This is a genomic window from Dankookia rubra (assembly GCF_004355005.1).
GTDB lineage: Bacteria > Pseudomonadota > Alphaproteobacteria > Acetobacterales > Acetobacteraceae > Paracraurococcus > Paracraurococcus ruber_A.
This window is the reverse complement of the sequence record NZ_SMSJ01000100.1, coordinates 1-16,629: the sequence shown is the minus strand read 5'-3', so window position 1 is coordinate 16,629 and position 16,629 is coordinate 1. Positions and strand designations below refer to the sequence as shown.

Below are 16,629 nucleotides of genomic sequence, written 5' to 3'. Positions count from 1 at the left end.
CACCATCGCCGCGCGCTGTCGTCAGCTCGATCCGGCTACCCTCCAGCCGCACACCGACTTCCACTGGTGGCCCAGGCCGGTTCAGCCGAGCTGATCACCCGGAGACGGTATTAATCCCCGTGCCGCCGTCGAGCGTCTCGCCGGCACCGCTGGCGAAGATCGTGTCGTTGCCGTCGCCGCCATTGATGCTGTTGGCGCCGCCGCCGCCATCCAGCAGGTCGTTGCCGCCGAATCCGTTGATCTGGTCGTTGCCGCTGCCCGGGATGCCGCCGGCGACGCCGCTGGACGTCGTCCCGGGCCTGATCGTGTCGGCAAGCGTGGTGCCAGTGATAATCGCCATTGATCCAGCCCTTCAGGCGCGCATAGGCGCGCTCACATTTCTGCGAATTTATATGCCATGGATTGTTGTTGTTGACTACCGGGGCGTGCATTGCGCCGGAGGAATTTCGCCAAAATGCCGTCGGGCTTCAGCCCTGGCGGGCGAGCAGCGCGCGGGCCATGCGATCGAACTCGACCACGCTCAGCGTCTCCGCCCGGCGCTGCCCTTCGATCCCGGCCGCGGCCAGCAGTCCTTCCGCATCGCCGAGCGGCTTCAGCGCGCCGCGCAGCATCTTGCGGCGCTGGCCGAACGCGGCTGCCGTCAGCCGCTCCATCGTGCGGAACAGCGCCTCGCCCGGATCCTCGGGGTGGGGGACGAAGCCGACGACGGCAGACCAGACCTTGGGCGGGGGGCTGAAGGCGCCAGGCGGCAGGCGCAGCAGCAGCGTGCAGCGGCAGCGCCATTGCGCGAGCACCGCCAGCCGGCCATAGGCCTCGGTGTCGGGCGCGGCGCAGATCCGCTCCGCCACCTCCTGCTGGAACATCAGCGCCATGCCCTCGAGCGCCGCCGCGCCGCGCAGCCAGCCGACCAGCAGCGGCGTCGCCACGTTGTAGGGCAGGTTGGCGACGATCTTCCGCGGCGCCGGCAGCAGCACCGCCGCGTCGATGCGCATGGCATCGGCCTCGATCACCCGCAGCCGGCCGGGGTGGGCGGCTTCCAGCTCGGCCAGGGCGGCAACCGCCCGGCGGTCCAGCTCCACCGCCGTCACGGCGGCGGCGGGGGAGGCGAGCAGGGCGCGGGTCAGGCCGCCGGGGCCAGGCCCGACCTCGAGCACCTGCCGCCCGGCCAGGTCGCCGGCCAGCCCGGCGATGCGGCCGCAGAGCGCCTCGTCCAGCAGGAAATGCTGGCCGAGCGACTTGCGGGCGTCCAGCCCATGCCGGGCGATCGTCTCCCGCAGCGTGGGCAAGCGGAGCATGGCAGGCCCATCCGCTTCAGACTGCCGGGGCGTGATGCCCCTGTGGTCATCGGAGGCGGCAACCCCGTCCGCTTCAGACCTCCGGGGTGCAGTGCCCCTTTGGTCATCGGATGGGATGCTCAGCTCCGCATCTCGATCTGCGCGCGGCGGCGCAGATCGCGCTGCACCTGGCGGGACAGGTTCTCGATCCGGTCGCGCAGGATCTGCTGCTTGGCATCCTCCGGGGTGAATTCCGCCAGGTTCCTCTGCTCGCGCGAGCAGACCATCATCACCAGCACCCCGTCCGGGGTCAGGATCGGCTGCGAGGCCTTGCCGGGCGACAGGCCGGCCAGCAGCTGGCGCAGTGGCGGCGGGTTCACCGTCTCCAGCCGGATGGTGCCGGGATCGACCGGGCGGTCGCCGCCGCCGCCGCTGCCGCGGGCCGCCTGCTCCACCGCATCGCAGCCGCGCGCCCCGGCGGAGAGCTTCTGCGCCTTCTCGACCTGATCGCGCTGCTGCTGGGTCGGGTTGTTGGGGTCGAGCGTGCCGGCGAAGCCGAAGAAGGCCTGCCGCAGGGTGATCATGGTCGCCATGTCGCGGCCGGTCTCCCGCCGCTGCCGCAGGGCGACGATCTGGAAGCCGCCGGGCACCCGGATGGCATTGCTGACCGCGCCGGGCGGCATGCGCTCCAGCACCGAGGCAACCTCGGGGTCGACCTCCTCCTTCCGCACCCAGCCCAGGTCGCCGCCCTGCAGCGCGGTCTGCGCCTGGCTGAACTGGGTGGCGGCGATGGCGAAGGGGGTGCCGCGGCGCAACTGGCCGACCACGTCGTCGACGAAGCGGCGCACCTCGGGCTCGGCCGCGGGATCGTCGAGCGGGATGAAGATCTCGGAGACCAGGAATTCCGGCTGCCCGGCGCGGGCCTGGTTGTTGCGCACCGCATCCTGGATCTCGGCATCCGACGGGTCGGCATTGGGGCCGAGCTGCTGGCGGATCAGCCGGGCCCAGCCGATCTGGGTGCGGATCTGGTCGTAGAGCACCCGCGGCGCCACGCCGATCTGCGCGAGCTGCACCTTCAGCGTGCCGGGGGGCAGGTTGTTGCGCTTCTCCAGCTCGCTGACCGCATCCGCCACGTCGGCGTCGGTCACCGGCAAGCGGCGGCGTTGCACCTCCTGCAGCCGCAGCTTTTCGTCGACCAGCAGGCGGGTGACCTGCGGCGCCAGGCGGTCCAGCGCCTCGGGCGCCACGGCGATCCCGGCATTCAGCGCGAAGAGCCGGGCGCGGCCGACAACATCGGCGCGGCTCACCACTTCCGAATTCACCACCGCGACGATGCGGTTGGCCCCATTGGCCGACGGGGCGCCGGCGGCCGGCTTCGGCGCCCCCTGCGCCGCGGCCGGGGAAAGCCCGGTGGCGAGGGTCGGGCCGGCCAGCAGCGCGGCCGTCGTGGCGACCCGGATCAGGGCGAGGAAGGGGGATGGCTGCATGGCCTCGCTCTCTACCCGGCGGCGGGCGGAAGGGCCACCCCTCCGCGCGCGGGGGTGAACCAGGCCTCGAAGGCGGCGAAGGTCGCCGCGGCGGCCGTCAGCATCGCGGCCCGCCGGGCGGGGTCGGCGCCGCAGGCTTCCAGCGCCTGGCAGCAGGCCCGCCACATCGCCGCATGCGCGTCCCCATGGCCGAGCAGGAAGCGCCGTCCCGTCCGCCCGGGCGGCAGCAGCCCGTCCAGCGCCCGGGCCAGGTGCCGGCCGCCGAGCGTCGAGCCTTCCGTCACGTAGAGGCAGCCGAGCGCCCGGGCGGCGCTGCCGAGCGGCGGCAGCGGGGCGATGGAGGCGACGGGGCAGGGGGCGGCGCCCAGAGACTGCAGGTCGGCTTCGATCAGCCAGGCCCGGCGCCGCGCCGCGACGTCGATGCCCCAGGGCGCGAGCGAGGGGGCCGCGTCCAACGCCGCCTCCACCGCGCGGTGGAAGCCCAGCAGGCGGCACAGCAGGTCGGCATAGGCGGCGCGGTCGAGCCGGCCCTCGGCCAGGGCGCGGAAGCCGGGCAGGTCGTGCAGCCGGGCATGGATCGGGTCGGTCGCCGCCCTTAGCGCCGCCCGGACCGTCGCGCCGCCGGGCGCCGCAGCGTCCACCGCGCCACCCGGCAGGCGGCTCACCTCGGGTCCCGCTCCCCGCCCGCATCCGGCCCGCGGCTCTCCGGGCCGGCACTCTCCTGCGCCGCGTGGCGGATCAGCCCCTCCAGCACCTCGGCGGCGCGGGCAGCGGAGGCGCGGACCTGCTCCAGCATTTCCGGGATGCGGGACAGCTCGACCCCTTCGGTGATCTCCAGCGCGGCGAGCTGGGCATTCTCCACCACCGCCTGCAGCAGGGTGCGGAAGACCAGGTCGGATTTCGATTCCAGCGGCCCGGCGCGCAGCCGCTGTCCCTCCAGGATGCCTTCCTGAAAGCGCCGCCGCGCCGTCTCCACCGCCTTGCGGTCGGCCAGGTCGGTGAAGAGGAAGACGAAGCCCAGCACCCGATCGGGGGCGGAGAAGACCGGATCGGCCCGCAACAGCAGCGGCTTCTCGCCGTCCGGGGTCCGCAGCGTCACCTCGCCGCGCCAGCTGCGGCCGTTCTGCAGCAGGTCGCGCAGCCGCATCGCCATGTCTGCGCGGTCGGCGAAATGCGGCAGCAGGTCGGCCAGGCGCTCCAGCGGCACCTCCTGGCGGCCAGGCAGCAGCCGGCCGAAGGCGGCATTGGCCATCAGGACGCGGCCCTCGGCATCGGCGATCACCGCGGGCTGGTCGGCCGCCCCCACCTGGCGGCGCACCTGGTCGAGCTGGTCGAGCGCGATCAGCATCCGCACGGCGCGGAATTGCAGCACCACGTCGGTGACGGTGTCGCCGATCAGCCGCGCGGTGGCGAGGTCGGTCGGGGTCCAGTGCTCCGCCGTCCCCTCCACCACTTGGTGCCACTTGGCGAAGGACCGCCGGGGGGAGAGCTGGGTCGGGTCGTTGCCGACGATCACCGGCTTGAAGGGGTCGCCGCCCCAGATCACGGTCTGCACCTGCTCCGGCCGGAACCAGATCAGCCACTCGCCCGGCTCCTCGGACACCGGGGTGGCCAGCAGCCCGGCGGCGCCGGGGGTCAGGGCGGCGAAGCGGGGTTCCTCGGTGCCGAGCGCGGTGCGGGCGACCACCGATCCGCGCGGCTGGGTGTCCAACCAGGCGCCGAGGTCGCGCAGCTCGGCGGTGCCGGGAACCTCGCCGGCGCTCAGTACCTGGCCCTCGAACAGCAGCACGGCGCCATTGGCGTTCAGCGGCTGCAGCAGGGTCTGCGGCTGGTCGAACAGCGCGCCGCGCCAGTCGCCCTCGCGGCCGATCGCCTCGATCATCCGCTGTTCCAGCCGGCGGACGGCGAGCTCGGCCTGGGCCTGGACGAAGCTTTCCAGCGCGGCGATGCGGGTGCCGATCGCCTCGGCCAGCAGCTCGCAGGCGGCGCGGATCGGGAAGGGGACGGCCATCGGCGCATAGTGGTGGCAGGAGACCAGGCCCCAGAGCCTGCCGCCGACCATCAGCGAGGCGACCAGCGTCGCGCCGACGCCCATGTTCTGCAGGTACTGCACGTGCATCGGCGAGATGCTGCGGAGCGAGCAGAGCGACATGTCGAGGTCGCTGCCGGTGATGGGCGAGAGCCGCGGCTCCAACGGCACCGGCGTGTAGCCGATGTCGACCAGCACCCGGACCCGGTTCCGCACATAGAGCCGGCGGGCGATCTGCGGGATGTCGGAGGCCGGGTAGCGGTTACCGAGATAGGGCTCGAGGTCGTCGCGCCGCTGCTCGGCCACCACCTCGCCATGGCCGTCGTCGTCGAAGCGATAGACCATGACCCGGTCGTAGCCGGCGATGTCGCGGAAGATGCGCGCGGCTTCCTCGCAGAGCATGCGCGGCGAATAGGCCGAGAGGATCTGCTGCAGCGCGCGTTCGACCCGGCGCGAAAGGTCCGGCGCGGCGCCCGGGCGTTCCAGCTCGAGGATCAGGCCGCCGCCGGCCGGACGGTGCAGCAGCGCGTCGAAGGCCAGGGCGCCGGCGCTGACGGTGCAGCGCATGGCGGCCGGGATGGCGTCCAGCGGCTGGCGGAGCAGCGGGGCGATGCGGGCAGCGACGTCGCCGCCGAGCGCCGCAAGCGGCCGGCCCAGCACCTCCGTCCCCAGCATCGCCGAGGCATTGGCGCTGGCCTGCACCACGGCCAGCGCCGGCTCCTCCAGCAGCAGCAGCGCGCCATGCGGCTGGATCGAGGCGGCGAGGTGGATCTGCTCCCGCTCGCAGTTCGAGAGGTCGGCCTGTCCAAAGGCGGGTGGCGCGGAGGAGGCGGTCGGCGCCTGCCCCATTATCCGCTCTCGCCTTGGCTGCTCTCGATCTCCCCGTCCATGCCGTAGCGGGAAAGCTTCATGTAGAGGCTCTGCCGGCTCAGCCCGAGCAGTTCGGCGGCCGCGGTGCGGCGGCCATTGGCGAGCTGCAGCGCGGTCTCGATGCAATGCCGCTCGATGATCGTCGAGGTGTCGCGCACCAGGGCCGGCAGCGGGGTGCGGCCGACCTGGGCGGTGACCTCGGACAGCGAGAGCTGCAGCGGGTCGTTCTCGACCCGCGGCGCGAGGCGGCGGCTGACGTCGCGGATGATCACGGCGACGTTCTCCGCCGCGGCGCCGGCGCCGAGCACGGCGGAGATCTCGACCTCCGCCTCGGTCCCGAGATCCCCGGTCAGGGCGGTGCCGAAGAGCCGGACGCTGCCATATTGCTGCAGCTGGCTGAGCAGCACCGACAGCGTCGCGCCGGGGCGCGAAAGCCAGCGGTCCAGCCTTTCGCCGATCACGCGGGACAGGGCGCCGGCCTGGGTGAGGTCGAGGAAGGCGCGGTTGGCGCGGCGGATCACGCCGTCCCGGTCCAGCACCACGAAGGCGTCGGGCAGCTGCTCGATCAGTTCCTCGAGCTGCACGGCGTCGGCCGGCGGCGGGTTGGCGGCGAGGCCGGCAAGGGCGAACTGCAGCAGGAAGACCGGCGCGGGGTCGGCGGCCATGAGCGTCGCCTTGACCGTCCATTGCGCCTGGTCGGGACCCATCCGCAGGATGATGCCGGGGACCCGGCCCATCCTGCGGACCCGCAGAAGCATGGCCTGGAAGGCGTCCTGGTCGCGCGGCGCGATCTCCTTCATCACCTCCCAGCCCGGGGCGATGCCGAGGGCGCGGATGGCGGCCGGGTTGGCTTCCATGACCCGCAGCGTATCGGCGCGGACCATCAGCACGGCCTCGGAGGAGGCATCGAAGAGCAGGCGGGACCGGGTCTCGATCTCCCGCAGCTTCCAGTAGTCCTGCTCGCGCGCCTGCTGCGCGGCCAGCAGGCGCGACTGCAGCTCGGCCACCGCCTGGAGGTTCTTGCCGACCGCGACCAGCCCGGCCTGCCCGCCGAGCCGGACGGTGGTGTATTCCATCGGCAGCTCGAGGCCGCTCGGGAAGCGCTGGGTGAGCTGGTGGAAGGCGGAGACGCCGGCGGCGCGGGCATCCTTCACCATGCTGCGGACGCGGTCGACGCCGACGGCGCCCACGGTCTCCGACCAGGGGCGGCCAAGCCAGGCCTGGACCTGCTCGCCGGGGATGGCGTCGGACAGGCTGGCGCCGCGGATGACGCCGTCCATGTCGAGCGTCAGCGTGACGTCCGGCTGGGCGATGTTCACGCGGGTCATGGGGTCGACCCCTGGGTCGAAGGGATGGTGCCGGTGGTAAGGCGGAAGGCAACCGGGGCCTCGGCCATGGATTCCATTGTCCTTAAACCGGGCGCTCTCCATTGAGTGGCCTGCCGGAGGGCAGGGACCTGAAGCGACGATCCAGCCGGCAATATGTGCGGCCAGGCAGGGCCGGCGTCAATCTGTCCTGGCGCCCGAAGGACACTATGTAACCAGAGAACGCAGAAACAATGCGCCGGGGCGTCAGTGCGAACCCAGCATATGCGCACCGATCGACTGGGCATCCGCCCCCGGCCCCGGAGTTTCATGCACGACCCTGCCGCCATGCATCACCAGGATGCGATCTGCCAGTTCCAGGATCTCGTCGAAGTCTTCCGAGACCAGCAACACCGCCGCCCCGGCATTGCGGGCGGCCATGATCCGCGCCCGCACCTCCGCCACCGCCTTCACGTCGAGCCCGAAGCAGGGATTGGCGACGATCAGCAGGCGGACCTCCCCGTCCAGCTCCCGCGCCAGGACGCAGCGCTGGACATTGCCGCCGGACAGCACGCCGATCGGCACTTCCGCGGATGGGGCGCGGACCCGGTAGCCGCCGATCAGCCGCCTGGCCCGGGCCACCATGCCGCCGCGGTCGAGCCAGAAGCACCTTGCGCCGCCGGCGTCGCGGTCGAAGCCGCGCAGGTTCAGGTTCTCGGTGACGCTCATGCGCGGGACGCAGCCGTTGCGGAGCGGCTCTTCCGGCAGGACCCGGACGGCGCGGGCCTGGGCCAGGTCGCGGCTGCCGTCATAGGGGGCGCCCTCCACCAGCACCTGGCCGCCGGAGGGCGCGCGCTGGCCGCCGAGCACCTCCACCAGCGTCGCCTGGCCATTGCCGGAGACGCCGGCGATGCCGACGATCTCGCGCGGGCGGACCGCCAGCGACCCGATCTCCAGGCCGGCGCGGCCCTGGTCGCCCACGGTGGTGACGCCGCGCAGTTCCAGCCGCGGCGCCGGCTCGGGCGCGCCGAGCCGCTCGGGCTCGGATGGGGCCTGCGGCTCGCCGATCATCATCGCGGTCATGTCGGCCGGGGTCAGGACCGGCGCCGGCCCGCCGCCGGTACGGCGGCCGCGGCGGAGCACGGTGACCTCGTCGGCGAATTTCGCCACCTCCTTCAGCTTGTGGGAGATGACGATGGCGGTGATGGCGCCGGAATGCGCGAGCCCGCGCACCAGGCCGAGCATCTCCTCGGCCTCCTGCGGGGTCAGCACGGAGGTGGGCTCGTCCAGCACCAGCAGCCGGCGCTCGAGGTAGAGCTGCTTCAGGATCTCGGTCTTCTGCCGCTCCCCGGCCGCCAGGCTGCCGACTTCCGCGTCCAGCGGCACCTGGAAGGGCATCCGCCGCATGAAGGCGTCGAGCGCCACGCGTTCCTGCGCCCAGTTGATCACCGCCGGGACGTCGGCGCGGGACATCACCAGGTTCTCGGCCACCGTCATGGCGGGGACCAGGGTGAAATGCTGGTAGACCATGCCGAGGCCGAGGGCGTCGGCATCGGCGGGACGGCTGATCTCCACCTCCCGGCCGTCGACCAGGAAGCTTCCGGCATCCGGCCGGTAGTAGCCGAGCAGGCATTTCACCAGCGTCGACTTGCCGGCGCCGTTCTCGCCGAGCAGGAAGTGCATGGAGCCCTTCGCCACCTTCAGCGAGACGGCGTCGAGCGCGGTGAAGCCGCCGAAGCGCTTGTCGATGCCGATCGCCTCGACGGAGATCGCCGTCGTCATGGCAGGCCCCCGAGGAGGGCGTCGCTGCCGGCGACGGCGCCGAAGACGCCGCCCTGCATGGTGACCATCTTGATCGCCGCGTCGTGGTTGCCGCGGTCGGTGGCGCCGCAGCAATCCTCCAGCAGCAGGCATTCGAAGCCGCGGTCATTGGCCTCCCGCATGGTGGTGTGGACGCAGACATCGGTGGTGATGCCGGTAAGCACCAAGTTGGCGATCCCCCGCGTGCGCAGGATCAGCTCGAGGTCGGTGGCGCAGAAGCTGCCCTTGCCGGGCTTGTCGATGACGACCTCGCGGGGCAGGGGGGCGAGCTCGGGGATGATCTCCCAGCCCGGCTCGCCGCGCACCAGGATGCGGCCGCAGGGACCGGGATCGCCGATGCCGGCGCCGATCCGCTGGCTGCGCCAGCGCTTGTTGGCCGGCAGGTCGGAAAGGTCGGGGCGATGGCCCTCCCGCGTGTGGATGATGTGGTAGCCCTTCGCCCGCATCGCCGCCATGACGCGGCGGATCGGCTCGATCGGCGCGCGGGTGAGCGAGAGGTCGTAGCCCATCGCGTCGACATAGCCGCCGACGCCGCAGAAATCGGTCTGCATGTCGATGACGACCAGCGCGGTGTTGCCGGGGCGGAGGTCGCGGTTCCAGGGCCAGGGGTAGGGATTTGCGTCGATCATCCGCGAGTGCCTCCGAAAAGCTCGGGGAGGGGAGGTATCCCCTCCCCGAACCCCACCCTTCTATTTATGTGAGTCGTGCACCTGCCGTGTGACGAATGCCGACTCGGAAAAAGCGGTGGGAGGGGGGTGCAGGGGGGAGAGAGGCAGGCCTCTCTCCCCCCGCTCACTCCGCCGCATCCTTCATGACCTCGCCGAACTTCCGCACCGGCTTCGGGAATCCGCAGCTCGTCCCATCGGTGAAACGCACGCTCTCTTCCCAGGGCAGCCGATACCGCCCCGCCATCAAGTCCTGCATGTAGGTATAGGGACAGTCCCCTGCCCCGCCCGCCACCGCAGTGAAGCCGCGATGGCCGAACTGGTAGATGTTGTTCTCGACCGACCAGTGGGCGCGCGCCTCCCGCACCAGGTCGGGGCGGACCTCGGCGGTGACGATCTCGTCGGGACGGCCGGTCCTGCCGTCGGCGATGATGCTGCCGTCGAAGTTGCAGACCATCGCCTCTCCCATGGAATCGAAGCTGCCGTCGCTGCCGCACATGCAGACATTGGCGGTGACCATCAGGTTCTGGAAGGCATTGGCCTGGTTGGTGAAGCGCCAGGCGTCGCGGATCGGCGCGGTGTAGCCGGCGGTGCGCAGCATGATCTCGGCGCCCTTGTAGGCGGCCTCGCGCGCCATCTCCGGGAACATGCCGTCATGGCAGATGATGAGGCCGATCTTGGCGCCTTTCGGCCCCTCGATCACCGGGATGCCCCGGTCGCCGGGCTCCCAGGGCTCGACCGGCACCCAGGGGTGCATCTTGCGGTAGGTGAGCTTCAGCGCGCCCTGGTCGTCGATGATGATGCCGACGTTGTAGGGGTAGCCGCCCGGGTTGCGCTCCATGATCGAGAAGCAGCCCCAGATCGCGTGCTCCCTGCAGGCGGCCTGCCACAGCGCGACCTCCGGCCCGTCCAGGGTGCAGGTCACCTCGTCCCGCACGTCCATGCTCAGCCCATGCAGCGCGTATTCCGGGAAGACCACCAGGTCCATGGTCGGCAGGTTACGCCGCGCCTTGCCGACCATGCCGGCGATCTTCCGCGCCTGCGCGGCGATGTCGGCCCGCGTTTCGATCACCGGCAGCTGCAGCTGCACCAGGCCGAGTACCACGCCGTTCGGCGACTTGTTCAGCCCACCCAATCCGTTCATCGCAATGTCTCCTCGAATGCTACCGCCCGATGGAAAGCTCGCCGGGCATCCCCTTCAAGGTCCGGCCGGGCTGCACCGTTGCAACCAGGATCGCCAGCGTCACGGCATAGGGCGCCGCGTAGAACAGGTAGTAGCCCCAGGTGATGCCGATGGTCTGGAGGCTCGGCCCGAGCGCGCCGGCGGCGCCGAAGAGCAGCGCCGCGGTGATGCAATGCACCGGGTTCCAGCGCGCGAAGACCACCAGCGCCACCGCCATCAGCCCCTGGCCGGAGGACAGTCCCTCGTTCCAGCTCGCGGGGTAGCAGAGCGAGAGGAAGGCGCCGCCGATCCCGGCCAGGCCGCTGCCCGCCGCGGTCGCCAGGAAGCGCATGCGCTCGACAGGCAATCCAAGGGCCCGCGCCGCATCCTCGCTCTCGCCGACGATGCGGATGCGCAGCCCCATCCGCGTCGCTCGGAACATCCACGCCATGGCGAAGGCGCCAGCGAGGCCGAGGAAGAAGAGCGGGCTGACCGCCAGCGCATTCTGCAGCTGCGGGCTGTCCGCCCAGCCGCCGAGCGGGATGTTCGGCAGCAGCGGCGCCGAGGGCTGCACGTAGGGCTTGCCGAAGAAGAAGGCGAGGCCGGTCCCCGCCAGCATGATGGCGATGCCCATGGCGACGTCGTTGACGCCGCGCATCCCGCAGACCAGCCCGTGCAGGCCGCCGATCAGCATGCCGCAGCCGGCCGCGACCAGCACGCCGAGCCAGGGGCTGCCCGTTTCGTAGCTCGTGGCATAGGCGATCATGGCGCCGAAGACCATGACGCCCTCGTTGCCGAGGTTGATGCGCCCGGCGCGCTCGGTCAGGCACTCGCCGAGCGACACGAAGAGGAACGGCGTGCTGACCCGGAGCGCGCCGCCCAGCATGGCGACGAGGACCGTCGTGATGGCGTCCATCAGCTTTCGGCCCTTCGCGGCTGGAACCAGGGATGGCGGCCGAGCAGCGTGTCGCTGGCCAGGATGGCGACGAAGATGAAGCCCTGCAGCACCATCACCGTCGCATCCGGCATGTCCATCCGCCGCTGCAGCAGCCCGCCCGCGGCGCCGATCCCGCCGAGCAGCACCGCCATCGGGATGATGGCCAGCGGGTTGTGGCGCGAGAGGAAGGCGATGAGGATGCCGGACCAGCCATAGCCGGCGATCAGCGAGGCATTGGCCCGGCCATGCACCGCGGCGACCTCGATCATGCCGGCGAGGCCGGCGAAGCCGCCGCCCAGCAGGCAGGCGCCGATCATGAGCTTCTGCACCGGCAGGCCCTGCAGCTGCGCCGCGCGCAGGTTGCCGCCGGTCACGCGGGCGGCGAAGCCGGTCGCGGTGCGCGAGATCAGCACCCAGGAAAGGACGCAGGCGGCCAGCCCGGCCAGCAGGCCGGGATGCAGGTCGGTGCCCGGCAGCGCCGGCAGCATCAGGGCGTCGCCGATGCCGAAGGTGGAGGGCTTGTTGAGGCTGGCGGGGTCGCGCAGCAGCCCCTCGACCAGGTGGTTGAAGGGCGCGAGGCCGACATAGGCGAGCACGAGCGAGGCGATGGTCTCGTTCACCCCGCGCCGCGCGCGCAGCCAGCCCGCAAGGCCGATCCAGAGCGCACCGGCCGCGGCGCCTGCCGCCGCCATGACCAGCCAGACCAGCAGGGCCGGCCCGCCGAGGACCGGCAGCGCCGCGGCGACGGCGGCGAGGCCGCCGAGCGCCACCGCCGCCTCCCCGCCGATGATGACCAGGCCGAGCCGGGCCGGGATGGCGACGCAGAGCGCGGTCAGCAGCAGCGGCGCGGCCCGCTGCAGGGTGTTCTGCAGCGAGAACCAGGACCCGAAGGCGCCGCGCCAGACCAGGTCGAGGAATTCGGCCGGCGACTTGTCCAGCAGCAGAAGGAAGACCGCGAAGGCGGCGAAGGCGGCCAGCAGGGCGGCGATCGGGGCCAGCCCCGCCTCAGCCGCCCGCCGCCAGGGGTACCAGCGGTCCGCCGGCGCGGCGGCCGCGCCGGGGAGGATGCCGATGCCCGCGGCGGCCGCGGCGGGAAGAGCGCCGCCCGGCCCCTCGCGCGCCGCGGCCCCCGGAGCGTCGGCGCCGCTCACGCGATGGCGCCGATCACGCCCTCGACCAGCCAGTTGGTCGATTCCAGCTCGACCGCCGTCTCCGGCAGCGCCTTGCCGGCCGGCAGCACGGTAGTGCCCTTGTTGTCCTTCAAAGGGCCGGTGAAGGCGGCGAAGCCGCCCTTCATGATCTCCGCCTTCACCGCTTCGGCGCGGGCCTTGGCCGCGGCCGGGACGGCCGGCCCATAGGCCGACATCTTGACGAAGCCGTCGGACAGGCCGCCGCGGACGAAATTGCCCGGCGCCTTGCCGGCCTTCATGCCTTCGGCGAAGTCGGAATAGACCTTGATCCAGTTCCACTCGGCGCCGGTGAGATAGCCCTTCGGGGCGAGCCTGGATTGGTCGGCATGGTAGCCGCAGGTGAACATGCCGCGCCGCTCGGCGGTCTCGATCACCACCTTCGGCCCGTCCACGTGGCAGGTGACGACGTCGACGCCCTGGCCGGCGAGGGAGTTGGTGGCTTCCGCCTCCTTGACCGGCATCGACCACTCGCCGGTGAAGATGACCTGCACGGTGATCGAGGGATCGACCGAGCGGGCGCCCATGGCGAAGCTGTTGATGTTGACCAGCACCTGCGGGATCGGCTTGGCGGCGACGAAGCCGAGCTTCTTCGTCTTCGTCGCATGCGCCGCGACCACGCCGTTCAGGTACTGGCCCATGCCGATATAGCCGAAGTAGCTGCCCGTATTCATCGGGTGCTTGTCCTTGGTCCAGAGCCCGCCGCAATGGCGGAACTGCACCTTCGGGTACTTCGCCGCCATTCGCAGCATGTACGGGTCGAAATAGCCGAAGCTGGTCGGGAATATCAGCGACGCGCCGTCGAGCCTGATCATGCTCTCCATGGTGCGCTCGACATCGGCGGTCTCGGCGACCTTCTCCTCCTCGACGAGCCTGATGTCCTTCATCTTCTTCAGGACGGCGGCGGCCTCGGCATGCGCCTGGTTGTAGCCGTAGTCGTCCTTCGGGCCGACATAGATGAAGCCGATCGTCGTCGTCGCCGCCCGGGCGGGGCCGGTGACGCCGAGGGCGAGGGCCGGCGCCGTGAGGGCGACCCCCTGCAGCAGGCTGCGGCGGCTGAGGTCGTGGCGGGTCGTCATGGCATCGCTCTCCCGGGCGCGGTCCGGGTGCCGGCCCCCGGAGGGCAGATTTAGCAACCCTCGTGCCAGGGCCGCGGACGCCGCAGGGCGGGCCGGGTGGCCGCCGCGGTCGGGTCCGCCTGTCCATGGCCGGCACGGCGCGGCGGGCGACCAGGCCCAAGGGCGGCAACCAAGCGGCCGCGTCCTACGGTCTCTGCCGCGGCGACCTCAGGCCGAAGATGGCCGCCCAGAGCCGGGCCTTCACCGGGAGGCCGGTGCTGCGCGACGTCTCGATGCGGTCGGCTTCGGCGCCAGGACCAGGAGCACCGGATCCGCGTCGTCGAAGAGGCTGCTGGTCCTCGGCCCGAACCTCCATCTCAACGTGAAGGGCTTCCTCGGCATCGCGCTGCATGCCGCGCCCGAGTGGAACGGCAACGGCGTCCTCGACAAGCCGGTCGATGTGGACACGACCTCGGAGGCCGAGATGATCTGGGCGATCCCGCTCGCCGTCGCCGGCCTGCCGCTGAGAGGTCCAGGGCCTCGCCGATGCCGCGGCGCCCAGGGACCGCGACGGCTTCGGCGCCGATGCCAGGACCGAGGTGCTGGCCGGGGCCGCGCGTCGCCCTCGACATCGCCGCACGGGCCCGCGACAAACCGAACACAGTGGAGGCTTCGCCGGGTTGCCAGGACTCGCTGAACAAGCCCGGCGACAACCATGAGACCGTGCCCGGCTCGCTCGCAAGCACGGTTTTCATTGCAGCGTCTTGCCGCTTTTGGTAGAGCGCGGCCGCAACCCAGCGCGGCGCGCCGGGCGGCTGCCTAGGCAAACGGCCGCAGCTTTCCCAGGGAACCAACAGCCCAGGCTGCACATGGCCGCTGCGGCCGGGCCCTTCCGGGTCCGGCCGCTTCTAGCCCGGCGGCGCGATGCCACTCGGCGTGGGACCCGTCGCGGCGGCGCCCGCCCCCGCATCCTCGCCGAACCCCGGACCCGTCCTGCCGTCTCGAAGGAAAGCCGTCACCCCCGCCTTTCGGCAGCGACTGACGCGAAAGCGGGCGCGGCAGCGGTGGCCTGACGCGGCGGCGGGCAGCCGGCCGATCCGTCCGGTTGCCATGCACGGGATGACGGCAGCCGAAGCGCCTGCGCGCCGCGAGGCCGGGTCCCGGTCAGAGATGATAGCGCAGGCCGAAGAAGACCGTGCTGGCGAGCGTGCCCGGCACCTGCGTGTGGTCGTTGCCGAACTTGTTCAGCCAGTACTGGTAGCCGAGGAAGGCGTCGAGCCTGCGCGGCGTGTCGAAGGCCAGCGCGCCCAAGTCGAGCGTCAGCCGCGGCTCGGTCAGCACCTCGGTCTTGGTATTGGCGCCGAAGCCGTCGGTGCCCTTCGGCCCGACCAGGTTGCCGAAGCCGTCGAAGCTCAGCGGCAGGTGGGTGAAGGCCAGCGGCACCGACCAGACCACCTCGATCTCCAGCGCCGGGTCGAAGCTGACCGACCGGTCGGTGATGCCGTTGTTGTTCCACTCCTTCGAGAACTGGATCGCGGTCGAGAGGAAGCCGCCCGGGATGTTCCAGTGGAGGTCGGGGCCGAAGACCAACAGCTTCTTGGCCGGGGCGAATTCGGTGTTCTTCGTGTTGGCGTCGAAGCCGAGCTGCAGGGAGACGTCCTGCAGCACGCTGCCCCTGGCGAAGGTTCGGGTCGTCAGCGCCTGGTTCAGGCTGAGGTCGCCGCGATAGATCCCGTAGAACTCGACCGCGCCGCTGTCCGAGTTCCTGGCCGGGTCGCGGCCGGTCGAGAAGAGCAGGTCGAGCGAAAGGAAGTTCGACCACATCGCCCCGCCATCCAGATGGGTGAAGTTCAGGATGTGCTTCGGGATGTCGATGCCGTTGGCATGGGCCGCATTGGTTACGCCGGGCTCGCGGAAGGCCGGGCCGTAGCGCCAGCTGACGTTGTTGTCGCTGAAGCCGGCGGGGGCGCCGGTGCCGATATTCTCCTCGAGCGTCTGGGCCCGGGCGGTGGGCGCGAGGGCGGCGGCCGCGGCCGCCAGGAGGGCGGCCAGCGCGAGACGCGGCAGGGTCATCGGGGAGTCCTGGAAGCGGGGCTGAGGGGCGCTGGATCGCATGCGCAAGTACGCAAACCCCTGGAGCAAGCCGCATGCCAGCCGACCGGCGGCTCAGCGCCGGCCGAACAGCTTCTCCAGCTCCGCCACGCCCAGCCGCAGGAAGGTCGGCCGGCCATGGCTGCAGGTCGCGGCCCGCGGCGTCGCCTCCATCTGCCGAAGCAGCGCCGCCATCTCCGCCCCGTTCAGCCGCCGCCCCGCGCGGACCGAGCCGTGGCAGGCCAGCCGCGCCACCGCCGCGTCCAGCCGCCGCTCCAGCGCCAGGGCCTCGTCGCTCTCGGCCAGCTCCTCCGCCAGGTCGCGCAGCAAGGGAGCCGGATCGGCCGGGCCGAGCAAGGCGGGCAGGGCGCGGACCAGCACCGCACCGGGACCGAAGCCCTCGAGCTCGAGCCCGAGCCGCGCCAGGGCTTCGGCGAAGCCGAGCAGCCGGGCGCAGTCGGCTTGCGGCAGCTCGACCACCGCGGGCAGCAGCAGCGGCTGGGCGCGCACCCCGCCTTCGACCAGCTGGGCCCGCAGTGCCTCATGCGTCAGCCGCTCATGCGCCGCATGCTGGTCGACCAGGATCAGCGCCCCGTCCGGCGCCTCGGCGAGGATATAGGTGTCGAGCAGCTGGGCGAGCGGCCGGCCGAGCGGCCAGTCGCCCGGCTCCGCCGACGGCGCGGCCTCGGGCGCCCGCGGCGGGGCGAAGCCGAGCGGCAGGGCGGCCGGGGGCGGGGCCGCGAC

The 16,629-nt window shown here is 71.9% G+C and carries 13 protein-coding genes and 1 pseudogene; all 14 read right to left on the bottom strand.

Translation table 11 applies throughout. The annotated features are described in order from the left end of the window. Positions 1–94 precede the first annotated feature (94 nt). Positions 95–340, bottom strand: a complete 246-nt coding sequence (locus E2C06_RS31165) for a hypothetical protein (RefSeq protein ID WP_133292472.1) — start codon at positions 338–340, stop codon at positions 95–97. A gap of 127 nt (positions 341–467) precedes the next feature. After that, entirely contained in the window at positions 468–1,295 is an 828-nt protein-coding gene (rsmA, locus tag E2C06_RS31160) for a 16S rRNA (adenine(1518)-N(6)/adenine(1519)-N(6))-dimethyltransferase RsmA (RefSeq protein ID WP_133292471.1), read from the bottom strand. Positions 1,296–1,414: 119 nt separating this feature from the next. Then, positions 1,415–2,761, bottom strand: coding sequence for a peptidylprolyl isomerase (locus tag E2C06_RS31155; protein ID WP_133292470.1), 1,347 nt, complete (start codon positions 2,759–2,761; stop codon positions 1,415–1,417). An 11-nt stretch (positions 2,762–2,772) separates the two neighbouring features. Continuing rightward, complete coding sequence (locus tag E2C06_RS31150) at positions 2,773–3,426, bottom strand: biliverdin-producing heme oxygenase (protein WP_133292469.1); 654 nt, start codon at positions 3,424–3,426, stop codon at positions 2,773–2,775. After that, entirely contained in the window at positions 3,423–5,639 is a 2,217-nt protein-coding gene (locus E2C06_RS31145; protein WP_133292468.1) for a PAS domain-containing sensor histidine kinase, read from the bottom strand. The genes E2C06_RS31150 and E2C06_RS31145 overlap by 4 nt, the downstream gene beginning before the upstream one ends. Further along, positions 5,639–6,988, bottom strand: a complete 1,350-nt coding sequence (gene ppsR / locus E2C06_RS31140; RefSeq protein ID WP_133292467.1) for a transcriptional regulator PpsR — start codon at positions 6,986–6,988, stop codon at positions 5,639–5,641. Before ppsR ends, E2C06_RS31145 begins: the two co-directional genes overlap by 1 nt. 243 nt (positions 6,989–7,231) lie before the next feature. Further along, positions 7,232–8,746: an ABC transporter ATP-binding protein gene (locus tag E2C06_RS31135; RefSeq protein ID WP_133292466.1), complete on the bottom strand. Its 1,515-nt coding sequence runs from the start codon at positions 8,744–8,746 to the stop codon at positions 7,232–7,234. Continuing rightward, the gene (gene biuH / locus E2C06_RS31130) at positions 8,743–9,414 is read right to left on the bottom strand and encodes a biuret amidohydrolase (protein ID WP_133292465.1); all 672 of its coding nucleotides are present in this window, start codon (positions 9,412–9,414) and stop codon (positions 8,743–8,745) included. Before biuH ends, E2C06_RS31135 begins: the two co-directional genes overlap by 4 nt. A gap of 163 nt (positions 9,415–9,577) precedes the next feature. Further along, positions 9,578–10,594, bottom strand: a complete 1,017-nt coding sequence (locus E2C06_RS31125; RefSeq protein ID WP_133292464.1) for a formamidase — start codon at positions 10,592–10,594, stop codon at positions 9,578–9,580. Positions 10,595–10,613: 19 nt separating this feature from the next. After that, entirely contained in the window at positions 10,614–11,528 is a 915-nt protein-coding gene (locus tag E2C06_RS31120) for an ABC transporter permease (protein ID WP_133292463.1), read from the bottom strand. Continuing rightward, a complete protein-coding gene (locus E2C06_RS31115; protein ID WP_241671552.1) occupies positions 11,528–12,700 on the bottom strand; it encodes an ABC transporter permease in 1,173 nt (390 codons plus the stop codon). The genes E2C06_RS31120 and E2C06_RS31115 overlap by 1 nt, the downstream gene beginning before the upstream one ends. Next, positions 12,697–13,815, bottom strand: coding sequence for a BMP family ABC transporter substrate-binding protein (locus E2C06_RS31110; protein ID WP_133292462.1), 1,119 nt, complete (start codon positions 13,813–13,815; stop codon positions 12,697–12,699). The genes E2C06_RS31115 and E2C06_RS31110 overlap by 4 nt, the downstream gene beginning before the upstream one ends. Before the next feature lie 1,143 nt (positions 13,816–14,958). Then, a complete protein-coding gene (locus E2C06_RS31105) occupies positions 14,959–15,867 on the bottom strand; it encodes a hypothetical protein (RefSeq protein WP_133292461.1) in 909 nt (302 codons plus the stop codon). Positions 15,868–15,960: 93 nt separating this feature from the next. After that, positions 15,961–16,629: pseudogene (locus E2C06_RS31100) on the bottom strand (DNA mismatch repair endonuclease MutL); the annotation flags it as partial.